Source organism: Streptomyces sp. NPDC051172, from assembly GCF_040682555.1.
Classification (GTDB): domain Bacteria; phylum Actinomycetota; class Actinomycetes; order Streptomycetales; family Streptomycetaceae; genus Streptomyces.
This window is the reverse complement of record NZ_JBFBBE010000137.1, coordinates 1-22403: the sequence shown is the minus strand read 5'-3', so window position 1 is coordinate 22403 and position 22403 is coordinate 1. Positions and strand designations below refer to the sequence as shown.

At 70.1% G+C, this 22403-nt stretch carries 16 protein-coding genes; 9 read left to right on the top strand and 7 right to left on the bottom strand.

Annotated elements, in window-relative coordinates; translation table 11 throughout:
* Window positions 1-108 precede the first annotated feature (108 nt).
* Window positions 109-519, top strand: coding sequence for a hypothetical protein (locus AB0N07_RS43460; RefSeq protein ID WP_365845169.1), 411 nt, complete (start codon window positions 109-111; stop codon window positions 517-519).
* A 266-nt stretch (window positions 520-785) separates the two neighbouring features.
* Here the strand turns inward: AB0N07_RS43460 and AB0N07_RS43455 are convergent, their stop codons facing one another.
* The 3 genes from AB0N07_RS43455 to AB0N07_RS43445 all read right to left on the bottom strand — a co-directional run bounded on the left by AB0N07_RS43455 (window position 786) and on the right by AB0N07_RS43445 (window position 5116).
* Complete coding sequence (locus AB0N07_RS43455) at window positions 786-1814, bottom strand: S66 peptidase family protein (protein WP_365845167.1); 1029 nt, start codon at window positions 1812-1814, stop codon at window positions 786-788.
* Window positions 1815-2002: 188 nt separating this feature from the next.
* Window positions 2003-2566: a GNAT family N-acetyltransferase gene (locus AB0N07_RS43450; RefSeq protein ID WP_365845165.1), complete on the bottom strand. Its 564-nt coding sequence runs from the start codon at window positions 2564-2566 to the stop codon at window positions 2003-2005.
* 555 nt (window positions 2567-3121) lie between these two features.
* Window positions 3122-5116 (bottom strand): carbamoyltransferase C-terminal domain-containing protein, encoded by a 1995-nt coding sequence (locus tag AB0N07_RS43445; protein WP_365845163.1) that lies wholly within the window; start codon window positions 5114-5116, stop codon window positions 3122-3124.
* A 256-nt stretch (window positions 5117-5372) separates the two neighbouring features.
* Here AB0N07_RS43445 and AB0N07_RS43440 point away from each other — a divergent pair, with 256 nt between their 5' ends.
* The 6 genes from AB0N07_RS43440 (at window position 5373) to AB0N07_RS43415 (ending at window position 14659) form a co-directional block, all read left to right on the top strand.
* Window positions 5373-8984 carry an amino acid adenylation domain-containing protein gene (locus AB0N07_RS43440; RefSeq protein ID WP_365845161.1) on the top strand — a complete coding sequence of 1204 codons (3612 nt, stop codon included), beginning with the start codon at window positions 5373-5375 and terminating at the stop codon, window positions 8982-8984.
* An 86-nt stretch (window positions 8985-9070) separates the two neighbouring features.
* Complete coding sequence (locus AB0N07_RS43435) at window positions 9071-11422, top strand: non-ribosomal peptide synthetase (RefSeq protein ID WP_365845159.1); 2352 nt, start codon at window positions 9071-9073, stop codon at window positions 11420-11422.
* 3 nt (window positions 11423-11425) lie between these two features.
* Entirely contained in the window at window positions 11426-12709 is a 1284-nt protein-coding gene (locus tag AB0N07_RS43430; protein ID WP_365845157.1) for a cytochrome P450, read from the top strand.
* 50 nt (window positions 12710-12759) lie between these two features.
* On the top strand, window positions 12760-13524 hold the full coding sequence (locus tag AB0N07_RS43425) for a thioesterase domain-containing protein (protein ID WP_365845156.1): 765 nt from the start codon (window positions 12760-12762) through the stop codon (window positions 13522-13524).
* A 16-nt stretch (window positions 13525-13540) separates the two neighbouring features.
* Window positions 13541-14323, top strand: coding sequence for an alpha/beta fold hydrolase (locus AB0N07_RS43420; RefSeq protein WP_365845154.1), 783 nt, complete (start codon window positions 13541-13543; stop codon window positions 14321-14323).
* A gap of 126 nt (window positions 14324-14449) precedes the next feature.
* Window positions 14450-14659 carry a hypothetical protein gene (locus AB0N07_RS43415; protein WP_365845152.1) on the top strand — a complete coding sequence of 70 codons (210 nt, stop codon included), beginning with the start codon at window positions 14450-14452 and terminating at the stop codon, window positions 14657-14659.
* 15 nt (window positions 14660-14674) lie between these two features.
* Here AB0N07_RS43415 and AB0N07_RS43410 read toward each other — a convergent pair whose 3' ends face one another.
* Both AB0N07_RS43410 and AB0N07_RS43405 read right to left on the bottom strand, forming a co-directional pair.
* A complete protein-coding gene (locus tag AB0N07_RS43410; protein ID WP_365845150.1) occupies window positions 14675-17680 on the bottom strand; it encodes a BTAD domain-containing putative transcriptional regulator in 3006 nt (1001 codons plus the stop codon).
* 98 nt (window positions 17681-17778) lie between these two features.
* Window positions 17779-18198 carry a nuclear transport factor 2 family protein gene (locus tag AB0N07_RS43405; RefSeq protein WP_365845148.1) on the bottom strand — a complete coding sequence of 140 codons (420 nt, stop codon included), beginning with the start codon at window positions 18196-18198 and terminating at the stop codon, window positions 17779-17781.
* A 166-nt stretch (window positions 18199-18364) separates the two neighbouring features.
* Here AB0N07_RS43405 and AB0N07_RS43400 point away from each other — a divergent pair, with 166 nt between their 5' ends.
* Window positions 18365-19054, top strand: coding sequence for a response regulator transcription factor (locus AB0N07_RS43400; protein WP_365845146.1), 690 nt, complete (start codon window positions 18365-18367; stop codon window positions 19052-19054).
* A 16-nt stretch (window positions 19055-19070) separates the two neighbouring features.
* Here AB0N07_RS43400 and sbnB read toward each other — a convergent pair whose 3' ends face one another.
* On the bottom strand, window positions 19071-20069 hold the full coding sequence (sbnB, locus tag AB0N07_RS43395; RefSeq protein ID WP_365845144.1) for a 2,3-diaminopropionate biosynthesis protein SbnB: 999 nt from the start codon (window positions 20067-20069) through the stop codon (window positions 19071-19073).
* A complete protein-coding gene (gene sbnA / locus AB0N07_RS43390) occupies window positions 20062-21078 on the bottom strand; it encodes a 2,3-diaminopropionate biosynthesis protein SbnA (RefSeq protein ID WP_365845141.1) in 1017 nt (338 codons plus the stop codon). Before sbnA ends, sbnB begins: the two co-directional genes overlap by 8 nt.
* A 229-nt stretch (window positions 21079-21307) precedes the next feature.
* Between sbnA and AB0N07_RS43385 the strand changes: the two genes are divergently transcribed.
* Window positions 21308-22303, top strand: coding sequence for a TauD/TfdA family dioxygenase (locus AB0N07_RS43385; RefSeq protein WP_365845139.1), 996 nt, complete (start codon window positions 21308-21310; stop codon window positions 22301-22303).
* Window positions 22304-22403 lie beyond the last annotated feature (100 nt).

The window sequence follows — 22403 nt, the reverse complement described above, 5'->3', positions numbered from 1 at the left end:
ACGGTGGCCGCGATCAATGTCCTACGGGCCGGGCTGGCCCGTCGCGAAGCCGCACCGGCATAGCGAGAAACCCCCTCACGAGGGGGAGGAGTCACGAAGTCTTCCATCGTGAATAGCCTGCATCAACCCGCCCAGGTCGAGGCGGCGCCGGGCCGACAGCCGGCGGCTTTGCTGTGGCAGCTGGGCACCGTCTGCTTCGGCGCCGCATGCCAGGCCGCTGTAGTCCAGGTCTTCGAGGAGCATCCTGACGCGCCGGTCCTCACCGGCTCTTTCGGCCTCGACTTCCGGCGGCGGTCTGCAAGTGCCAGGTCACTCAGGGCATGCGTCGGCAGTGACCAGGGTGAGCGGCAGGGCTGCAAGGTGATGACCCGCAAGGTCGACAACGAGCGGTCGGCCGCCGTGGGCTGCGTGTGGGCCTTCGTCTGTCTGACGAAGTCGCCGGGCGCGAGAGCCTGGCTCCACGCGGAGGGGACGTGGGTGTCCAGCGGCGGGTTTACCGGGCTCAGTTGGACGGCATAGGAGAAGAGGTCGTCGGCGAGGTGCTCGACGGTCCCCCCATAGTCCCACTCCGGGGAACCGGCCTTGACGCTCCTGTCCGCAGCGTCAGCCCCACGCCAAGTGGCGAGCGCCAGGCGGACGGCATGTTCAACATCGGCTGCGGTGACCGGTCCGCTCGACGATCCCTGCTGCTATGGCCATTGCGGGACCGCATCAAAGATCACCGGGTGTCACAGAGTGCCTGGACTGCCGCGCCTGCCTGAGCGGCGGGTGCCCGAGGTGGGACGTCAGCCCAGCGTCTGCGTCAGTTCGCTTCGGCTCGGTGAGTGCACGATGTGGCCGTGGGCTCCGTTGACGATCGGCATGTACGGGGGGACGTGGCCGCACTCGATGTCAGCGATGATCGGCACGTTCAGGGAGCCGAGAGCATCGAGGACGGCTTCGTGCTGGCTGAGGGATCTGTTGTCGGGTGCGCTGGTGCGGCCGACGAGGATCGCGTTCGCACGGTCGAAGAATCCGGCGAGGCGCATGCCGTGCAGGTTGCGGCAGATGGTGAAGGCGTCGTGTTCGGCTGCCTCCACGTATATGAGGAGTCCCGTGGGGGAGTGCTTGCGGGCGAAGGCCGTGGCGTCGAGGTAGGGCGTGCCGGCGAGATTGCACAGTGTCTCGATGCAGCCGCCGATCAGCCTGCCCTCGGCCTCGACGTCGCCGTCGTTGTCGAGCCGGGTCCAGGTGCCGGGTGCGTCCAGCGTGTACTCGCGTATGCCAGGGAAAGCGGTGAAGTCGTCAAAGCCTGTGGTGCGGTGGCGGCCGGGCGGGGTCTGTGTGAACCGGTGGCCCGGGGGTGCGGCGGCGATGTCGAGCCAGGACAGCAGTCCCTCGGGGACGCGGTAGGGCGTGTTCATGAGGTTGTCGCCGTGGAGCGTTGCCGTGCCGGTGAGCAGCGTCAGCGGTGTGATGAGGGTCGAGATGTCGGAGAACCCGACGAGCCAGGTCGGCTCCGCCTCACGCAGCCGGTCCCAGTCGAGCAGCGGGATCAGGTCGATCGCCGTCTCTCCGCCCCATGGCGGCACGACGGCCCTGATGGCGGGATCGGTCAGCATCGACATCAGCTCGCTTGCGCGGTCGGCGGCTGAGGCGCTGACATGTCCGGTACCGTCCATGCACTGGCCCAGGGCGACTTCGTATCCGTGTGCCTGCACGTCACGGAGGGCGACATTCAGCCGATCGAGCATTGCTTTCGCGACACCGCTCGACGGAGCGGTCACACCGATACGGTCACCGGGGCGCAGGGGGCGTGGGTATCGAACGGGCATGCGCTGGATCTTGGCACAGCGCCGTGCCTGGAGGACAGCGGGTTTTCAGCTTCAAGAGCACCTTCCCGGCCCCTGTCGCTTGACGTCATGTCCTGTGAAGATCGGCGACCGCTGCGGCCCGGCGATGACACCTGAACCGCGCTGGACGAACGGGAGGATTCCTGCGGGCGTCGCAGCACGTGATCACTTCAGTGCGGGGGCGGGGGCGGGGGCGGGGTCGGGGACCATATGCCGAACCATTGCAAGGCTCCGTATGCCTGGAACCTTTCCCGTTCGGTGAATCCGAGTTTCGCCGCGAGGCGCATCGAGCGGGTGTTGGCTGTCTGGGTGTAGAGCACCACCGGCTGACCCGGCAGGGCGCCGGTGAACCAGTCGAGGGCTGCTGTGCACGCTTCGGTGGCATAGCCGTGGCCCCATGCCTGCGGCAGGAACTGGTAGCCGAGTTCGGTTTCCGCGGCCTGCCGGCGGTGGTTGTGGCCCGGCGCCTCGGGGGCGTGGAGTTTGAGCTGGACGGTGCCGATCAGTGCTCCGTCGAGTTCGACGGCGAACCAGCCAGGGTGCCGCCCGGGTACTTCAGGCATCTTGCGTTCGAGCTCGTCACGCGGTTGAGGGCCGCCGAGGTAGGTGCCCACCACTGGCGAGGCGTTCAGCTCAATGACCGCCGCACGGTCCCGGGCCTCGGTCTCGCGCAGTACGAGCCGCTCGGTCTTGATCGGGGCGGGTGGCCAGGGGAGGGGTCTGGGATCGGTCATGCCGGCCAACCTAGCCAGCAGGTTCGACAGTGATCAAGAAGCGCGAACCGGTCACACCGTCGGACCGGGGGCTCATCCTCACCAACGGGGCCGGACCCGCCAGTTCCAAGCAAGCATCCCTGCCCGCGGTGTCCTCGTCGAGCGGCCGCGACGCCTCGGGATGCACCGGGCGACCGGTCGGCCGCGCCAGAGTCCTCGCCTGGAGATTGCCGCCGCCGAAGTCGAAGACACGGGGGCGCGTCAACTGCCCCGGTCGTACGACCTGTACACCGTCGTCGTGGTAGAAGAACGCCTCGCGCACCAAGCGTCAGATGGCAGGTGATGGCCTCCCACGGCATACGCCCTGAGGTCGGCGGGAGACGACCGCGCTGGTGCGCTCGACGACACTGGAGTTCCCCAGCACCCGGGCCACATGCAGCGGTCGTCATTTCCTCAGAGTGGTCCCCTCATAGCCACTGCCGCTCGGCCGGTCCGAGCGGCAGTTGAGGACCGTGCGGTCGGCGTGAGCGCCGCCCGCGTCCGCAACGTACTCGGTCATGAGCTGGGCCCCTGGCGCTATTCGACGATCACCGGCCGTGGGCGCTTCTCGTCCGGGCGGACGAAGTGGGAACCGGGGCCGCTCTCCGCGTGGAAGGTCTTGAGCAGATGGGCGAAGTTCTCGTCGTTGGCCATGTAGTGCTCGGCGAGCTTGTTGACCATGGCGGGCTTCGCGCCGTTCAGGCGGATGCTCGGCGACCAGGTGAGCAGGAAGATGCCCGCGTCCGTGTAGCCCGCGTCCCGCCACTTCTGCCACAAGGCGTCACGGTCCTCCTCCTGGCCGGTGAAATATCCGGCCTCCCGTGGGCGCGGACCGGACGGGGGCACAGTCCCGTCGGCCGGCTCGGTGCGCAACTCGATGCGGCGGCCTGCCACGTACGCCAGCCGCACGCCCTTGGTGACACAGAAGGTCAGCGCCTCTGCCGCGGTGTTCACCACCGGTTCCGCCTTGTCGTTGAGCGAGGTGTTGCAGACGATCGGCACCCCGGTCTCCCGGTGGAACGCCGTCACCGCACGGTGCAGCAGCGGATTGACCGACGCGTCGAGTGTCTGGTGCCGGGCGGTGCCGTCGAGGTGCAGGATCGCCGGGACCCGGTCGGCGACCTCGGGCCGCACCCGGACCGCCTCCAGCATGTACGGCGACGAGCGGTCCTGTTCGAACCAGTCGCCGACGTGCTCCGCGAGGACGATCGGCGCGACCGGACGCCACCACTGGCGCTGTTTGACCTCGTTGAGGAGATCCTTCACCTTTACCGAGCGCGGGTCACCGAGCAGGCTGCGGTGACCGAGCGCCCGCGGCCCGAACTCCGCGGCACCGTCCACCCAGGCCAGCACGCCGTCGGACAGGTCGGCCACGAACTGCCCCTCGTCGAAGTCGGACACCTCGGCGATCCAGGGCGCGAACTCCTCCAGCGCCTCGTCCAGATCACGGATCTCCGAACCGTAGTAGGCGGACTCGACGCGCAGGTCGGCGTCGTCGAACGCACCACTGGTGTAAAGCCCGAGCATGCCGAGGCCGAGCGCCTGGCCGGAGTCGTTGGCGCACGGCGGCGTGAGCAGTCCGCGGAAGCCGAAACGGTCGAGCAGCAGCGTGTTGGTCGGGCAGTTGAGGGCGAAGCCGCCGCTGGTCGACAGGTAGGCGTCCTGCGTGGGCACATCGCCGAGCGCCGCCAGCAGCTCGACATTGCGTATCGCGATAAGGTCGCAGGCACGCTGGACGTGCTTCATCACCGCGCTGCGCAGGTTCTCCTCGCGGCTGAAGCCGCTGTCCAACTCGCTGTGTGCCAGCTGCTGTTCGGCTTCCGCGATCAGCTCCTCGACCAGGCCGAACGCCGCCGCCCACGGCGTGATGGCACCGCCGAACAGCCGCAGTCGCCGGGTGGCCTCCTCGATGTCGAAGCGGATCGACGTGCGGCATGCGCTCGCCAGCGCCATCAGCGAACCGGGCTCCAGCCGGAACAGCGTGGACGCCGCGTTGTAGAGCGGAGCCGGCGACTCGACCGGGGCGAACCGGATGTCGCCGCGCACCGACAGCGCACCTGCGTACCAGAACTTCGGGCTGCGGACGTCGAGGACCGCGTCCGGAGCGGAATCCATCGCCATGCCGAACACGGTCTCGTTCTTGAAGATATCCGTGTCCAGGAGCAGACCGCTGAAAAGGTGCGCAAGGCTGTGCACCGGGAATTCCTCGGTCCCGTTGGGCGCGTCGATTTCGACGCTGTTCGGCAGTCCCGGAGTTCCCCAGGTCCGTGTGATGTCCCCGATACTCAAACCTTCCTCGGCCAGCAGTGCGTTGAGGAATTCGGTTGCCTTCCGCGGTGTGTACAGCGGCCAGGCGTGGTGTTTCTGACCGCTGATCCGCTCCAACTCCCAGAGGCGGACCAGCTCGACGCGGCGCCCGGAGCGGCGCCACAGCGCGACACTCTGGTCATGGCGCGGAGCGAGGACCGCCAGGTCGCCGGGCGGGCTCAGGTAGGTCGACAGTGAGTATTCGACGGCACGTCCATCCACCACGATAGTCCTCGTCTCAGGTCGGCAGTCTGACCGTTTCGGAGACAGCGAATGTAGGAAATCGGCGGACCGGCGGTCGACCGTGAATGCGGTAGTTGCCGCTCAGCGAAACGTGGAATGGCGTCCGTGATGTGTGCAGCGGCGCTTCCGTCGGCGTGCTGATGACGTGTCGTCGGCGGCCCGCAGATACTCCTCGATACGAGCGATCAAGCGCCTCGGAGGAATTCGGAGAGGCCACGAGACGAAACGGTTGGCACCCATGGTTCTGTACAGCGACACGATCGCAGCGGTGTCCCCCGGCGCGCCGCGACAGCCGGCCGCCCCGCCGGAGACGGCCCGTTCGGTGCACGGTGTCTTCGAACAGCGCGTCCGTGAGTCGCCCGATTCGATCGCCGTGACCGCGAATGGAGACTCGCTCACCTACCGTCGGCTCGACCGGCTGGCGAACCGGCTGGCCCACCACCTCGGCGAACTCGGCATCGGCCCGGAGTCATGCGTCGGCATCTGCCTGGAGCCGTCCACCGAACTGGTGGTGGCGATTCTTGGCGTGCTCAAGTCCGGTGCGGCCTATGTGCCGTTGGACCCGCACTATCCCGAGGAGCGGCTCGCTCACCTGCTCGAGGACTCCGGCACGCACGTCGTGATCACGCAAGGTGCGCTCGACGTGCGGCTGGGCGATGCCTCGGTGCGGCGCGTGGAGCTGGATGCCGGGTGGGAGTCCTTGGCCGGCTTCCGTGAGGACGGGCCCGCGGTCTCCGTACCCGCCGACGGCGCCGCCTGCATGATCTACACCTCGGGCTCGACCGGCTCGCCCAAGGGCGTCGTCATCACCCATCGCGGCCTGACCAATCTCGCCGCCGCGGCGGCGGACGAGTTCGGCCTGCGCGGCGGCGACCGCTTCCTGCAACTCGCCTCGATCGGTTTCTCCGCCGTCCTGGAGGAGATCTTCCCGTCGCTGCTGTGCGGTGCCACCGTCGTCCTGGCGGGCTACCGTCGCGCACTGCCGAGCGTGTCGCACTTCCTGGACCTGCTGGAGCGCGAGCGCGTCAACGGGTTCGAGATCACCACCTCGTACTGGCACCAGGTCGTGGACGAGTTGACCGAGACCGGCGCGCGGCTGCCGGGCACGGTCCGCTTCGTGGTGATGGGCGGCGACCGGACCCGGCCGGACGCCGTGCTGGCCTGGCGTGCCACCGGCGTTCCGCTCATCCACGTCTACGGGCCGACCGAGGCCACGGCCACCGGCAGCTACCACCACAGCGCCAAGGAGGCGCCGGACCCGAGCGGACTGCTGCCGATCGGGCGTGCCATCGCGCACACCGACATCCACCTCCTCGACGCCGCGATGCGTGCCGTACCGCGCGGTGAGGCGGGCGAGCTGTGGATCGGCGGAGCCGCGCTGGCCCGTGGCTACCACGGAGCGCCGGCCCTGACGGCCGAGCGCTTCTTGCCCGATCCGTTCGCCGCCGACGGCGGGCGCCTGTACCGGACCGGCGATCTGGCACGCGAACTCCCGGACGGGCAGCTGCAGTTCCTCGGCCGTATCGACAACCAGATCAAGATCCGCGGTTTCCGCGTCGAACCGGCCGAGATCGAGTCGGCGCTCCAGCGCCACCCCGCGGTCGGCCAGGCCCTCGTCACGTCCTCCGCCGAGACCGACGCCGACCAGCAGCTGGTGGCGTATGTGCGCCATGCCGAGGGCGAACGGCCGACGGCTCCCCAACTGCGTACACACCTCGCCGCGATCCTGCCCGCCCACATGGTGCCGGCCCGCTTCGTCGTGCTCGACGCGATCCCGCTCACCGGTCACGGCAAGGTCGACTACGCCGCGCTGGAGGGGCTCGGGGCCGAGGAGCCGTCGGCTCGCGACGAGGTGCCGCCGGCGCCCGGCACCGAGTCGGATCTGGCCGCTCTGTGGGCCGCCGTCCTCAAGCGCGACAGCGTCGGCGCGACCGACGAGTTCCTCGACCTCGGCGGCAACTCGCTGCAGGCCGCGCGCATCGTTGCCAAGGCACGCCGTCGCTTCGGCGTCGACATCGTGCTCGCCGACCTGCTCGACTCCGGGACCGTACGGGCCCTGGCGGCGAAGATCGACGGACTCGCTCCGGTCGACCCGCCGGAGCAGCCGATCGCGGCCGCCGCGGCTGAACAGGCCGACCAGGAGCGCTGGAGCGGCAAGCGACGCCACCTGGAGCAGGTGCTCGCCGAGTGGACCGGCCAGGCGCACACCGCTCCCATCGCGTTGTCGCAGCAGAACCTGTGGCTGCTCAGCAAGGCGGCTCCCGACGTGCCGCTGTACAACGAGTCCTGGCAGTGCCGGCTGACCGGTGCGCTGGACGACGCGGCGTTCGAGTACGCGCTCGCCGAGACGGTGCGCCGCCACGAGACGCTGCGCACCCGGTTCGGCATGCTCGAAGGCAAAGCCGTCCAGTTCGTCGAGGAGGCGGCCGGGGCACCGCTGACCAGGCACGATCTGACCGGTCTGCCGGTTGCCGTGCGCGAGCGGGCGGCCAGGGTGCTGCGTGACGAGATCGTCCGGGTGCCGCTCGATCCGGCACAGGGGCCGTTGCTGGCCGTCCATCTCATCCGGCTCGGTGCCCAGGAGCACCTGATGCTGGTGCACGTCCACCACCTTGTCTTCGACGGGGTGTCGAAGGAGGTCTTCCTCGACGAACTCGCCGCTCACTACCGGGCCCGGCGCACCGGCCGGCCCGCCGATCTGCCCGAACTCTCTTTCCAGTACGCCGACTTCGCGCTGTGGCAGCGCAGCCACCTGAGCGGAGCCGAACTGGACGCACAACTCGCCTACTGGCGCGGCCGGTTGGAGCCAGCGCCGCCGTTGCTCGAACTGCCCACCGACCGGCCGCTGCCGGCCACTCAGGACCACACCGGCGGCAAGGTGCTGCTCCCGCTGCCTGCCGACCTGCGCGAGCGGGTGCACGCGCTGGCCCGGCAGGAGAACGTGACGCCGTACATGGTGCTGTTCACGGCGCTGGCCGTGCAGTTGCACCGGCACACCGGACAGGACGACCTGTGCGTGGGGACGCCGGCCGCCAACCGGCTGCGTTCCGGCATCGACGCGCTGATCGGCTGCTTCATCAACTCGCTGGCGCTGCGCGTGGCCCTGCGTCCCGGCATGACCTACCGCCAGGCTCTGCACGAGGTGCGGTCCACCGTCACCGGCGCGCTGGAGCACCAGGCCCTGCCCTTCGACCGGGTCGTCCAGGAACTGCGCCCGCAGCGTCTGCCCGGCCGCAGCCCCTACTTCCAGGTGTGGTTCGCCACGGAGGACGAGACGTCGCTGCCGCGCGAGAGCGCGGGCCTGTCCTTCACGGACTTCCAGGGCATGACGACGGGCGTGTCCAGCGGCGCGTCGAAGATGGACATCAGCTGGATCGTCGTCGACCGCGGCCACGAACTCGTCCTCTCGCTGCTCTACCGCACCAGCCTGTTCGACGAATCCACCGTCCGCGCACTGGCGGACGAGTACCGCTCGATTCTGGAGGACATCGTGAGCCAGCCCGGATCCGGCACCAGCGCCGCCCCGAGCGAGGGGAGCGGCGCGGGAGCCCCGCTCGCCGAGAGCCTGTTGGTCCTGTGGCGGGACGCTTTCGAGCAGCAGGACATCACGGCCGACGACGACTTCTTCGAACTCGGCGGCTACTCGATGCTGGCGATGCAACTGGTCAGCCGTATCCAGGAGGAGTTCGGCGTCGAGCTCTCCTTCAGCGACTTCTTCGAGGCCTCGACCGTGACCGGCGTGGCCGAGCTGGTCGCCGCGTCCGCGCCGGTCGGCACCGGCACCGTGTCTGCCCGGCCGGCTAGCAGCCGCAGCCTGGACGACGTCCTCGCGGACGCGTTCTCCGACTGAGCGGCCCGCCGCATCCCGTCCCACCTCAGCCCCGCCCGTCTGTCGGTGCCTTCGTACCGATGACCCCGATCCGTGGAAGGACGCCGATGATCAACCTGGCTTCCCGGCCGGCCCAGGACCAAGCCGTGACCGTGGACAACGCATCGAACGGTGCCGAGCGTGCCGTGGAGCACACGCTCGCCGCCTTCCTGGTGCTGCTGCACCGCCGAACCCTGCAGGAACGAGTGACCGTCTGCTGCCGCTGGGCCGACGCCGAGGAGGACCGCTTCGCGCTGGTGGAGGTCTCCTTCGAGGAGGACCTCCCGGTCGGTGAGGTGGCGCGCCGGGCTGCGGCCCAGCTGTCGGAGCTGGTGCCGGAGGACGGCGCCGAGGCCTTGGCCGCCGCGGTGGACGGCAGTTTCCAGGTGCTGGTCGACGGCGCGCCCGCCGACCTCGCACTGACCGAACCGGCCGCCACGGTCGTCGTCGAAGGCGACGGCGAGCCGGTGGTGACATGGTCCGGGGACGGCTCGGGCGGAAGCGGTGAGCAGGACGCCGCCGTCTGGACCCAGGCCCTGCGCGCGGCGACGGCCGCGGCGGTTCGCGATCCGGCCACCTCCGTGGCACGGCTCCAACTCGCCGACGCCGAACAGTGCGCCGCGTGGCTGGAGTTGGGCCGCGCCGACCGGGAGCCGCCGGCGGCCCGTCGGATCGACGACCTGGTCGCCGAGCAGGCGGCGCGCACCCCGGACGCCCTGGCCGTCACCAGCGGACCGGAAGAGCTGACGTACCGTCAACTCAACGAGCAGGCCGGGCTGCTGGCACGGCGGCTGCGTGAGCGCGGTATCGCGGGCGACAGTGTGGTCGCCGTGCTGATGCCGCGGTCCGTACGGCTCGTGGTGACGCTGCTGGCGATCCTCAAGGCCGGCGGCGCTTATCTCGCGCTCGATCCGGAGGACCCGCACGAACGCCATCTGCGGGTGCTGCGCGACTCCGGCGCGGCTCTGCTCGTCGTGGACGCCGCGCTGGCCGGCGCGGCACCCGACCTCCTGCCCACGCTCGACCCGTCCGCCGCGGACCACCTGCCGCAGTCGTCCGGTGAGGACGCCGTGCGCGCGACGGCCGTGGACGCGCTCGCCTACGTCAGCTACACCTCCGGTTCCACCGGCGAACCGCGTGGCGTCGGCGTACCGCACCGCGCGGTGGCGCGTCTGGTGGCCGACCCCAACTGGATCGACATCGGTCCCGAGGATGTCTTCCTCCAGCTCGCGCCGGTCGCCTTCGACGCCTCGACCTGGGAGATCTGGGCGCCGCTGGTGCACGGTGCGCGGCTGGCCGTGGCACCCGCCGGAGCGGTGGAGCTGGACGTGCTCGCGGACACGCTCAAGTCCGAGCAGGTGTCGGTGGTGTGGCTGACGGCGGGCCTGTTCCACCAGATGGTGGCGCTGCACCCGGACGCCTTCGCGGGACTGCGGCACGTCGTGGCCGGCGGCGACGTGGTCTCCCCGAGCCACCTCTCCCAGCTGCTGAACGCCCATCCGCACCTGCTGTTCAGCAACGGCTACGGCCCCACCGAGAACACCACGTTCACCGCCTGCTGGACCACCGCCGAGGCCCCGGCCGGTGACCTCGTGCCGATCGGCCGGCCCGTCTCCGGCACCCGGGTCGCGGTACTCGACGAGGCGCTGCGGCCGGTGCCACCGGGCGTGGCCGGTGAACTGTACGCGGCCGGCGCCGGCTTGGCGCACGGCTATGTGAACCGGCCTGCGGCGACTGCGGAACGGTTCGTCCCCGACGTCATCACCGGCACACCCGGCGCCTGCATGTACCGCACCGGCGACCTCGTCCGCTGGCGTACGGACGGCACGCTGGAGTTCCTCGGCCGGGTCGACCAGCAGCTGAAGGTGCAGGGGTTCCGGGTGGAGCCGGGGTTCATCGAGGCCGAGCTCACCCGGTTCGACGAGGTGCGGGACGCGGTCGTCATCGGCCAGCCCGACGAGTCCGGCGGCAAGCGGCTGCTCGCCTACGTCGTCCTGGAGCAGGAGGCCGCCGATCGCGGCGAGGCCAACGGAGCGTGGCTGCGTGAGCGGCTGCGCGAGTCGCTGCCGGTCGCCATGGTGCCGTGGGCCGTCCTCCTGCGCACGGAGCTGCCGCTCAACAAGAACGGCAAGGTCGACCGCCGGGCCCTGCCCGCGGCGACCCGTGTGCCGCGCAATGTGTGGAACCCGTTCGTCGCCGCACGCAGCGAGACCGAGCAGCGGCTGGCCGATCTGTGGGGCGAGGTGCTCGGTGTGGAACCCGTCGGCATCGAGGACGACTTCTTCGACCTCGGTGGTCACTCGCTGCTTGTGGCCGAACTGCTCGGCACGCTCAAGGACACCTTCGATCTGGAGGTGCCGGCCCGTGTGCTCTACCTCCAGCCGACCATCGCCGACCTCGCCGGCGAGATAGGAGCCTGAACGATGACGAGCGTCCTGGAAGGCGCTGCCGCGCCGACGGCCATGGCGCCGCGCTGCCCGATGCACCACAGCGCCGCGCTCGACCTCGCCGACCCGATGCTGCACAGCGACGGCGACGCACACGCGATCTGGCGCGCGCTGCGCCGCCACGACCCGGTCAGCCGTCAGGTCGCACCCTCCGGCCACCCGTTCTGGTCCGTCACCAAGTACGAGGACGCGCAGATCGTGCTGCGCGACCACACGCTGTTCACCTCCGAACGCGGCACTCTTCTGAACATTCTCGGCACCGACGATCCGGCCGGCGGCAAGCAGATGGCCGTCACCGACCCGCCGACCCACGCCCGGATGCGCGAGCCGCTCCAACGCGCCCTGTCCATCAAGGCCGTGGAGACGCACCGCGAGGAGATCCGCGCGATGGTGGTCGACCTGATCGAGCCGATGGCCGACGGCGTCTTCGACTTCGCCGCGGCCATGGCCGCCATGCCGATGGCCGTCACCGGTTCGCTGATGGGCCTGCCGGCTGCCGACTGGCCGCATCTGACCCGGCTCACCACAGCCGCGATCGCGCCGGACGACCCCGAGTTCCAGCTCGCCGACAGCTCCGAGGCCACCCTCGACACCGCGCACCGTGAACTGTTCGCCTACTTCCAGGATGTCGTGCACCAACGGCAGAAGCAGCCCGGCGAGGACCTGATCAGTTTCCTGATGTCCATCGACCTCGACGGCCGGCGGATGTCGCTCGGCGAGATCATGTCCAACTGCTACAGCCTGCTGCTCGGCGCGAACGTCACCACTCCGCACGTCGCCAGCGCCGCCATGGCCACGCAGACCGGCACCGGTGTCTTCGAGGACTGGGCCGCCCACCCCGACCTCGCGGTGCGCGGCACCGAGGAGGCACTTCGCTGGGCCTCGCCCGCCAATCACTTCATGCGCTACGCCAAACGCGACGTGGAACTGCGCGGCGTGCCCATCGCCGCCGGTGACGCGGTCGTCGTCTGGCTCGGCTCGGCCAACCGCGACGAGGACGTCTTCACCGACCCGGACACCTTCGACATCCGGCGCGCCCGCAACCGTCATGTGGCTTTCGGCGTCGGCTCGCACTTCTGCGTCGGGCACACCGTCGCCAAGGTCACGCTGCGGCTGCTGTTCACCGAAATGCTCAGCCGGTTCCACGACTTCGAGGTGGTGGGCAAGGTGCAGCGGCTGCGCTCCAACTTCGTCGCGGGATACAGCCACCTGCCGGTCACCGCGCGCCGACGGGCCGAGCCGGGGCCCGTCGGCTACTGACCCCCGACCCGTCCTTTGGGCCGTTCCCGATCCACCGAGGAGATCAGACCATGCCCACCACCGCACGTCCGCGCACCAAGTGGTTTCTGCGCGAGCCGAATCCGAAGGCCAAGGCCCGCCTTTTCCTCATCCCCTACTCCGGCTGCGGCGCCAGCATGTACCGGCAGTGGCCGGAGTTCATCGGCGACGGCATCGAGCTCTGCGCGGTGCAGCTGCCGGGCCGCGAGAACCGGCTGCGCGAACAGCCGCACGCCACCTACGAGTTGATGGCCGACGACCTCGCCGAGGCCCTGCGGCCCCATCTGGACCGTCCCTACGGCCTGTTCGGGCACTGCGGCTCCGCGCTGGGCGCCTACGAGACCGCCGTACGCATCGTCGAACGCGACCTCACGCCGCCGACCCGGCTCTACGTCTCGTCGCAGGTCGCCCCGCAGGACGGACCGTGCGGCCGCTTCCTCGGCATGAACGACGACGAACTCCTCGACGAGCTCGGCCGCCTGGTCGTCTCCCTCGGCGGCAAGCCGGTGCGCAGCCTGCTGGAACTGTCCCTCGGCGTGCTGCGCGCCGACATCGAGGCCAACAAGCTGTATCACGTGGCCGATCCGACCTATCTGCCGTGCCCGATCACCGCGATCGGCTGGCTGCGCGACGTGGAGGTGCTGCACTCCACCATGGGCGGCTGGCCGGCCTGCGGCGCGACCACCCCTGTGCTGCTCGACGGAGAGCACTACACGTTCACCGGCGCGCCCGAGCCGCTGCTGGGCGTTCTGTCCGCCGGCCTCGCGGCCCAATCGCCGGCCGTGCCGGCCGTGTGACACGGAGGCGACACCGATGAGCGCACTCACGGGCCCGGCCCGTACGCCGGCGGCGGGCCGTTGGTTCCGGCCGCTCGGTCCGGCCGGTGCTGCCGCCCGGCTGCGGTTGATCTGCTTCCACTACGCCGGTGGGAGCCCGACGATGTTCCGCACCTGGCCGGGGCTGCTGCCGCAGGACGTCAGCGTGGAGCCGGTGCTCCTGCCGGGCCGCGACGCCCGCTTCCGGGAGCAGCCCTACTACCGGATGGGGCCGCTGGTGGGGTCCGTCGCCGAAGCGCTCGGGCCGCGTCTCGACCGGCCCTACGCGCTGTTCGGCTACAGCATGGGCGCGCAAGTGGCGTTCCATGTGGCACACGCGCTGCGGGCCGCGGGACTGCCGCAGCCGGCCGCGCTGTTCGTCGGCGCCAGCCCGGGTCCGTTCCTGCAGCGCGAGGTGCCCGCCTGGGACAAGTCCGACGACGATCTCGTCGCCTATCTGCACGACATGGGCGGTACCCCGCGGCACATACTGGACGACCCGGACCTGCTGGCCCTGATGCTGCCGACGTTGCGCGCCGACCTGACCACGGTGGCGACCTGCCCGTACACCGAACGACCGCCACTCGGTATGCCGGTGCACGCCTTCGCCGGTGAGGACGACCCGTCGGCGTCCCCGGAACGGATGGAGGCCTGGCGGCGGGAGACCGACGGCGACTTCCGGCTGACCGTTCTGCCCGGTGGCCACTTCTTCCTCAACGATCACCTCGCGGCTGTGACCAGCACCCTTTCAGGCGCTCTACGGGATCTCGGTGCCCGGTAGGCCGGGCCGGCCCGTGGCGATAGCGGCGGCGAAACCCGCGCGATAACGACGTGATGGCGGTCACTCCTAACGTCGTTCTCGTCAGCCGGACAGGCTGGATGGATACGGATCAAACGGGAGAAACCAATGACGGTCTCGCGCATCACTCGCACCGGTTTCGCCGCCCTGACGCTGCTGCTCGCGACCGTGACCACCGTCGGCGCCGCCCAGGCCCAGCACACGGACACCCGGGCGGCGGCCGACGTGGCCGCCCACGCCGCGGTCGTCACCCCGAGCGCCGACAGCGGCGTCACGGACACGCCGTGGGGCCCGTCGGACACACCGTGGGGCCCGTGATCAACCGGCCCGGCGTCACACCGCTCCGAGCTCCTTGAGCAACTCCCTTGCACGTTCCGCGGCCTCGGCCATACCGCGCTCCTCGAAGGTGGGCAGCGCACGGTCCAGGTGGTGGACCGCCTGCTCCCGGTCGTCCAACTCCAGCAGCACCGCCGCCAGATCGAGCCGGACCTGCGCACCGCTGAGGTCGTCCAGCATCCGCTCGCGGTGCTCCAACGCCTCGCACAGCCGCTCGTACGCCGCCTCGTGACGGCCGAGCCGAGACTCGACCAGGCCGAGCCGACGCCCGATCTGCGCCTGGCCGACCAGGTCCTGACTGGCCCGTACGCTCTCCAGGACATCCAGCAGTTGGGCCCGCGCCTCCTCGTGCCGGCCCTGTCTCTCCAGCAGTTCGCTCAGCCGGTACCGCAGCTGCGCCTCCACCCGCATACCGCCGGCGGCGCGGCAGATCGTCAGCGCCTCGTCGATGTGCCGGCCCGCCGCCTTTTCATCACCGCGCCCCAGCTCGATATGGCCGATCTGGCCCAGCACATGGGCCTGGCCGACGAGGTCGTCCACGGCCCTGAAGCCGTCCAGCGCACTGCGGTAGAGCACATGGGCCGTGTCGACGTCGCCGCCGATGTGGTCGAGCAGCGCGAGGTTGCGCTGGGCGAGCGCCGTGCCGTGAACGTCCTTGAGCTCCTCGAAGGCGGCCAGTGCCGGCTTGAGGTGAAGCTGCGCCTCCGCGGGGCGGGAGCGGCTGAGGTGGAGCGAACCCAACGAGCACAGCAGGGCCGCCTCGCCGCGCCGTGAGCCCGCCTGGCGCACCGCGTCGAGCGCCGTCAGATGGGTGCGCTCCCAGTCGTCGAAATAGCAGCGCTCCTCGAACAGCGCAACCAGCGAGACGGCCAGGTCCCAGCAGCTCTCCGCCAGGCCGTTGGCCGCCGCGAGGCCCACCGCCGAACACAGGTGGCTGTGCTCGGACTCCAGCCACAGCAAAGGGTCGGCGAGCAGTCCGTCGGCGTAGCGCGATGGCGGCAGCCAGCGCGGACCCTCGCCGTGCAGGACCGTGTAGTCCCCGCCGTAGAGCCTGCGGTGGGCCTGGGAGGCGAGGCCCAGCCAGCCGCCGACCAGGCGTTCGAGGGCGGCGCGGCGGCCCTCGGCGGTGTCGTCGTGGTCCAGGCGTTCCCGGGCGAACAGGCGGATCAGGCCGTGGAAGCGATAGCGGGGACTGCCGTCGATGTCGACGCCGGAGATCTCCAGCATCTGTGTGTCCACCAGTCGTTCCAGCAGATCGCCGGCGCCGTACAGGTCGACGTCCAGGAGGGCGGCGGCCGTCCAGGTCGGGAAGGCGAGACCCTCCAGGAGGCTCAGCAGGCGCAGCAGCCGCTGTGCGTCGGCGTCGAGGCCGTCGTAGGTCATGGCCAGGCTGGCTCGCACCATCATCTCGCCGTGTGCCAGCTCGTCCAGGCGGCGCCGCTCGTCGGAGAGCCGCTCCAGCATCCACGCCAGCGACCAGTGGCGGCGGGCGGCCAGCCGTGCCGCCACGATCCGCAGCGCCAGGGGCAGTCCGCCGACCAGCCGCGCCAGGGCTTGGGCGGCGTCCGGTTCGGCGTCGACCCGCTGTGGGCCGATGACGCTGCGCAGCATGGCCACGGCCTGCTCGATGTCGAAGGCGTCGACGTCGATGACGTGTGCACCGGCCAGCCCGGTCAGCCGTGACCGGCTCGTCATGATCACGGCGCTGCTGGAGGAACCGGGCAGCAGCGCGTGGATGCTCTGTTCGTCCGCGGCATCATCGAGGATGACGAGCATGCGCTTGCGGGCCAGCAACTGCCGGTAGATCTCTGCCTGTTCGTCCAGCGCCTCCGGCACGGCCCCGCCCGGCAGACCGAGCGCGCGCAGGAAGCGGCCGAGGACGTCCTCCGCGGTGACCGGTGCGCTGCGGGAGGCTCCGAGGTCGCGGAAGAGCTGGCCGTCGGGAAAGTGGGTGGCGGCCAGCAGGTGCGCGAGGTGGACGGCGAGCGTGGTCTTTCCGGCGCCCGGTTTGCCGGCCAGCACCACGACGCGTGTGGCGGCGCCGTCGGCCGTCGTGAGCAACTGGCTGACATCTTCTATGAGTTGCGTTCGGCCGGTGAAGTCGGCAATGTCCCGGGGCAGTTGGAAGGGGCCGAGGACCGCGGCGGCCGGGGCGGAGGACGGCGGCGGGGACGGGTCGGGGGACGGCTCGATGCTCGGTGCGGTGCTCCGTGCGGCTTGGGGCAGCAGCTCGGCGCGACCTGAGAGGATCGCCGACTCCAGGGCCCGCAGCTCGTCGCCGGGTTCCAGGCCCAGCTCCTCCACCAGCGTGTTGCGGCCGACGCGATAAGCCTCCAGCGCCTCGGACTGGCGGCCGGACCGGTAGAGCGCCAGCATCAACTGGCCGCGCAGCCGCTCGCGCAGCGGGTGCTGGTCGACCAGCGTTGCGAGTTCGCCGACCAGGCCGCGGTGGCGGCCCAGTCGCAGCTCGATGTCGATCCGGCTCTCCTGCGCGGCCAGCCGTGCCTCGTCCAGTTGGGCCGCCGCCATCTGCAGGACGCGACTGGCGGTGCCGCTGAGCGCCGGGCCGTGCCACAGCGCGAGTGCGTCGCCGAACAGCCGGGACGCCGTCGTGTCCTCGCTGCGTGCCACGGCGGCTTCGGCCGCGGCGACCGCGGCGGCGAACCGGCTCAGGTCGAGCTGGTCCTCGGCAACCTGCATCAGATAGCCCGGAGGCTTCGTCAGAATCGTTTCTCCTAGACCGATCCGCTCCAGGCCGGAACGCAGCTGCGAGACACAGATCTGGATCTGCGTCCGCGCCGTGTGCGGCGGCTCGTCGTGCCACACGATGTCGATGAGCCGCTCCATGGAAACGACCCGGTTCGCCTCAAGGAGCAGCGCCCCGAGGATCGTCTGCTGTCGGCCCGGTGATATCCGCACCGGCCCGCCGACGGGGTCGTAGACCTCCAGCGGGCCGAGAAGTCGATACGTGACGTACGAAGGCTCCCCGTTGGAAAGCGACATCGGCAGCTCTTCCCCCCGGCTCGGGACCAGTGCGTCGACGGCGCCCGCACGCCATGACCCCACCACGGACTGGTCGGATCGCCGTGGTGGGACGACACTCAGCGGCGCCAGTCTAGGCCAGGCGGCTCCACGCAGTAGTAGGTCTTCTCGGACAGGAGCAGACCATTGGCCGATAGTGTGAACACGGCGCAGAACTCGGCGTCCACCGGGCGCCCGTGCAGAGCGTCTCCGGTGTACCGGCCCACGGCGGCCACCTTGGTCCCCGAGGCGAACACGTCGGACACCACACAGGCCATGCTGCTGCCGCGCAGTTGCCGCCGCCTCAGCTCCTCCACCTCGTCGCGGCCGCGTCCTTCGGGCCCACCAGGACCGTGCACCGTCATGTCCTGGTCCAGCAGCGACAGATAGCCGTCGAGGTCATGCGCCACGAGATACTCGTACTGCAGCCGCACGTGGTCGACGCCCGCGGCTGCCAGCCCGGTGCTGAGCGGTGACTGACGCTTTGGCTCGAATCGCATGGGAATCCTCTCGCTCGCTGGTCTGCCAGCGTCACGCGGACCGCTTCCGAGCCGCTATCGGGCCGCTATCGCCGCGCGGCTTGCCGCGCCGATGGCGTCGCGATAACGCGGCCCCGGATGCTCGTCGACGTCGAAGACCCCACATCCGAAAGGGAGTCGTACGGACATGACGAACCTGCAGGTGGTGGAGGCGCGACCCGCCTCCGACCTGGTACGGACAGTGATCATTCACGATGATCCACTGCAGCGCGTGGGTATCCGCTCGCTCGTCGAGGCCTCGCCGGACATCGATGTCATCGGCGACTACGGTTCGGTGCGCGCCTTCACCGGCGCCACCGGTGCACCGGACGTGTTGCTGCTCGGCGCCACTCAGCTGCTGGACCGCGCCGCCCCCATCGCCCCGGCCGCCGGCCGCAGCGAACGCGTTCCGGCGGTCGTGGTCCTGATGCGCCCCGAAGACACGACGGCGCTGCGCAGTGCCGTACTGCAGACGGTGCAGGGTTATGTCGACCCGAGCACGGGCGAGAACGACATCGGTACCGCCGTCGTCGCGGCCTCCCGCGGGCGGATGTTCCTGTCGTCCTCGATCGCCGAGGTCCTGGTCGGCTGGGCCGCCGCCCGGATGACCCGGCAGCACGTCGACCCGGCGGACGTGGTGCGGGACTTGACGGCACGTGAGCGCGAGGTCCTGGTCGCGCTGGGCGAAGGCATCACCAACGCGCAGATCGCGCGCCGCCTCTACATCCAGGAGGCCACGGTGCGCAGCCACGTCTACCACATACTGACCAAGCTCAGCCTGCGGACGCGGACCGAGGCCGTCCTGCTCGGCCACGGCCTCGGCCCCGACTACCGGTGAGCGGTGGAGTGTTCGGCTACCACCTGGCGGTGTCGCCGAAGAAGTCCGGAACGGGCAGATGCCGGCCGCGCTCCAGCGCCGCCCGGTACACGTGGTGCCCGACCGCGAGGTCCAGCACGCCGAGGCCGAACGGTGAGAACACCGTGGGCCGCGTCTCGTCCAGGTGCACCTCGCCGAGCAGTACGTCGGCGAGCGTCCCGGTGACGAAGTCGCGGCTCCGGGTGAGCTGTTCGGCCAGGTGCGGCGAGGTGCCGGCCTTGAGGCAGTGGTCGATGTCGTCCACCACGTTGTTCGCGCCGAGCAGCAGTTCCGGCGCGAGGTCGCGGAGCGAGATGTTGAGCACCAGCTGTCCGGGGCGGAGGGTGTGCGGGGCGTGGATGTAGGGGGCCGGTGCGGTGGTGGCGAGGAGGATCAGGTCGCAGTCGAGCGCGTCGGCGAGGGTGCCGGTGCGAGCGTCGGCGTCGTGCGTCTCGCGCAGATGGGCCGTCAGCCGCCCGGCTGAGTACTCGTCGATGTCGTGGCAGCGCACCGTGGCGGGCCCGGTACCGGTCGCGGCGAGGTATCGGCACACGGTCCGCGCGATCGGCCCCGCGCCCACCACACCGAGCGAGCGCGCCGGGCCGCTGCCGAGCGTCGCAGCGGCCAGCGCGGCGGAGGCCGCGGTGCGTGCGGCGCTGATGGCGGCGGATTCGAGGAGGGCCAGCGGATATCCGGTCTCGAAGTCGTTCAACACCAGCACCGCGGAAGCCCGTTGCAGGCCGGAGCGCACGTTCTGCGGGAAGCCGGCGATCCACTTGATGCCTGCGACACCGGCCTTGCCGCCGAGATAGGCGGGCAGGGCGATGATCCGCGCATCCGGCTTCTGCGGAAAACGCAGGAAGTAGCTGTCGGGATTGACGCTGTCGCCGTCGTGGTGCGCCAGATAGGCCTCCCGCACCAGCTCCACGAGCTGTGCTTCCTGGCCTTCGAGCAGTTCGGAGACATGTGCCGCGGTGATGACGGAGAAATCAGGCATGGTTGATCAGCTCGTCCTTCCGGCGTACGGGCGCGGGCCGGGCGGCGTCGGGTTCGTCCCGCAGCACCTCGCTGCCGTACCGCTCCGCCACCCAGTCGTCGTTGTAGATGGTGTCCAGATACCGGTCGCCCAGGTCCGCCGAGACGGCGAGCACGCGGCTGCCGGGTTCGATCGCGGGAGCGAGCCGCGCGACGGCGCTCAGGACGGTGCCGGTGGAACCGCCGACCAGCAGCCCGTACCGTCGCGCCACCTGCCGACAGGTACGTACCGTCTCGCTCTCCGGCACCAGCACCTTGATGAAGCTCCCGTCGTCACGCAGGAGTTGCGAGGGCCTGCTGCTGCCGAGCCCGGGAATGTGCCGGGCGCGCGCCGCCCGTCCGAAGGTGACCGATCCGACGGTGTCGACCGCGACGATCCGGGTCGGCCCGCCGACGTCGCGGAAGGCGTGCACACAGCCCATCAGGGTGCCGGCGGTGCCGGTGCCGATGAACAGCCAGTCGGGCAGACCGAATCCGGTCATGATCTCCACGGCGGTGCTGTGCCGGTGTGAAGCCGGGTTGGCCGGATGGGCGTACTGGTCGGTCCACACCAGGTTCGGGTCGGCCGACAGACGGCGCCGCACACAGTCGATACGGGTCTGCAGAAAGCCGCCGTTGGCGTCCCGCTCGGTCACCACGATCACCTCGGCACCCAGCGCCCGCATCGCCCGGATGCTCGCCTGGTTGGCGTTGGGATCGGTGACGAGCGTGAGCGGATACTTCTTGGCCGCGCACACCGATGCCAGCGCGATGCCCAAATTGCCGGACGTCGACTCGATCAGCGCGCTGGAGGGGACGAGGCGTCCGCTGCGCTCCAGCGCCTCCACCAGCCCACGCGCGGTCTTCAGCTTGATGGAGCCGGCCGGATTGAGACCCTCGATCTTCAGAGTGGTGCCGAACGCCTCGGTGAAACCCGGCAATGCGAGGAAGGCATGCTCACCGAACAGCTCGAAAGCATGGTCCGCTATCACTGCATTCCTTTCGTTGCTCCAGCTGCGAGAACGAGAATAAGCGGCCGAGAAACCCTGGGCATCAGCGGTCCAACGCCGGTTCGTGCCTGTTTCGTTGATACGAAAGGCTTTTTCCTCAGCAGTGCGCTGATTGTTCGCGAGCCAGTCGGAAAAAGCTTGACCGCACTATGTCGTGCCGAAATTCTGACGGCTGATACCCGGCATCCCGCGTGGTCTGAAAGGTGTTCTCATGCCTGTGTTGGAAACCAGTGACGTGGACATCGAGAGCCGCCGCGCGCTCGTGTCGGCGGCCGAGGAGCTGGCCGCCGGCGGTGGGCTCGGTGACACCGTGCTCGCCGACCCGAGCGCCCGGTTGCCACGACAGTTGGCCGAACGGCTCTCCCGAACGATCCGGCCCCCGCGGCCCGGTGCCGGCTACCAGGTGGTCCGCGGCCTGTTCGCCGAGTTCACCGACCTTGGGCCGACCCCGTTGCACTGGCGGGAGACGGACCGGCAGCGGTGCGCGCCGCTGGACATCGCGCTCGTGCTCGTCGCCGCCCAGCTCGGCAGGGTGTTCGGCTGGACGGACCAGCAGGACGGCCGCATCGTCCACAACATCGTGCCGAGTCCCGGCTGCGAGGAGCTGCAGATCGGCTCCAGCAGCACCACGCCGCTGGCCTGGCACACCGAGGACGCCTTCCACCCCGACCGTGCCGACCTGCTGCTGCTCGCCTGCGTACGCAACCCGGACGGCATCGGCAGCCGGTTGTCGACCGTCGCCAGCGCCGGACTGTCCGAGCGGGCGGTCGATCTGCTGCTGAAGCCGCACGTGGTGATCCTGCCGGACGACAGTTACGAGGACGACGGCGCCGCGCAGCAGGAGCCGATCGGCATGTCCACGCTGTGGCCGCGCAACGACAGCCTGGGCCTGCGGTACGACCCGTCCTACGCCCGTCTGCTCACGGACGACGCCGCCTTCCGGTGCGCCTACGAGGAGTTGGGCCAGGCGCTGGAGGAGGGCAGTTTCGTCGTGCCGCTCAGCCCCGGCGATCTCGTGATCATCGACAACGACGCGGCGGTGCACGGTCGAACTGCCTTCGAGCCGCGCTACGACGGAACCGACCGATGGCTCAAGCGCATCCTGGTCCGTTCGCCGCAGCCGCGGCCCGGCCGCGAGCGACTGGAGCACGGCTACGAGCAGCAGCAGGTGGACGCCTACCACGGGAGCCCGGTCCTGCCGGTGTGAGCGGCGCAGGAGGAAGAGCGCAGAGATGGGAAGAGCGTGGGGTAGGGGAAGAGTGTGCAAAACGGGGTGTAGATCTAGGTGGTGGCCGTATCGGAAAAAA

Coding starts and splice junctions, on each gene's coding strand:
- AB0N07_RS43410 (WP_365845150.1), bottom strand. CDS start 17,680: ATGTCGCTTTCCAACGGGGAGCCTTCGTACGTCACGTATCGACTTCTC.
- AB0N07_RS43455 (WP_365845167.1), bottom strand. CDS start 1,814: ATGCCCGTTCGATACCCACGCCCCCTGCGCCCCGGTGACCGTATCGGT.
- AB0N07_RS43385 (WP_365845139.1), top strand. CDS start 21,308: ATGCCTGTGTTGGAAACCAGTGACGTGGACATCGAGAGCCGCCGCGCG.
- AB0N07_RS43450 (WP_365845165.1), bottom strand. CDS start 2,566: ATGACCGATCCCAGACCCCTCCCCTGGCCACCCGCCCCGATCAAGACC.
- sbnB (WP_365845144.1), bottom strand. CDS start 20,069: ATGCCTGATTTCTCCGTCATCACCGCGGCACATGTCTCCGAACTGCTC.
- AB0N07_RS43430 (WP_365845157.1), top strand. CDS start 11,426: ATGACGAGCGTCCTGGAAGGCGCTGCCGCGCCGACGGCCATGGCGCCG.
- AB0N07_RS43425 (WP_365845156.1), top strand. CDS start 12,760: ATGCCCACCACCGCACGTCCGCGCACCAAGTGGTTTCTGCGCGAGCCG.
- AB0N07_RS43415 (WP_365845152.1), top strand. CDS start 14,450: ATGACGGTCTCGCGCATCACTCGCACCGGTTTCGCCGCCCTGACGCTG.
- AB0N07_RS43420 (WP_365845154.1), top strand. CDS start 13,541: ATGAGCGCACTCACGGGCCCGGCCCGTACGCCGGCGGCGGGCCGTTGG.
- AB0N07_RS43400 (WP_365845146.1), top strand. CDS start 18,365: ATGACGAACCTGCAGGTGGTGGAGGCGCGACCCGCCTCCGACCTGGTA.
- AB0N07_RS43405 (WP_365845148.1), bottom strand. CDS start 18,198: ATGCGATTCGAGCCAAAGCGTCAGTCACCGCTCAGCACCGGGCTGGCA.
- AB0N07_RS43440 (WP_365845161.1), top strand. CDS start 5,373: ATGGTTCTGTACAGCGACACGATCGCAGCGGTGTCCCCCGGCGCGCCG.
- AB0N07_RS43435 (WP_365845159.1), top strand. CDS start 9,071: ATGATCAACCTGGCTTCCCGGCCGGCCCAGGACCAAGCCGTGACCGTG.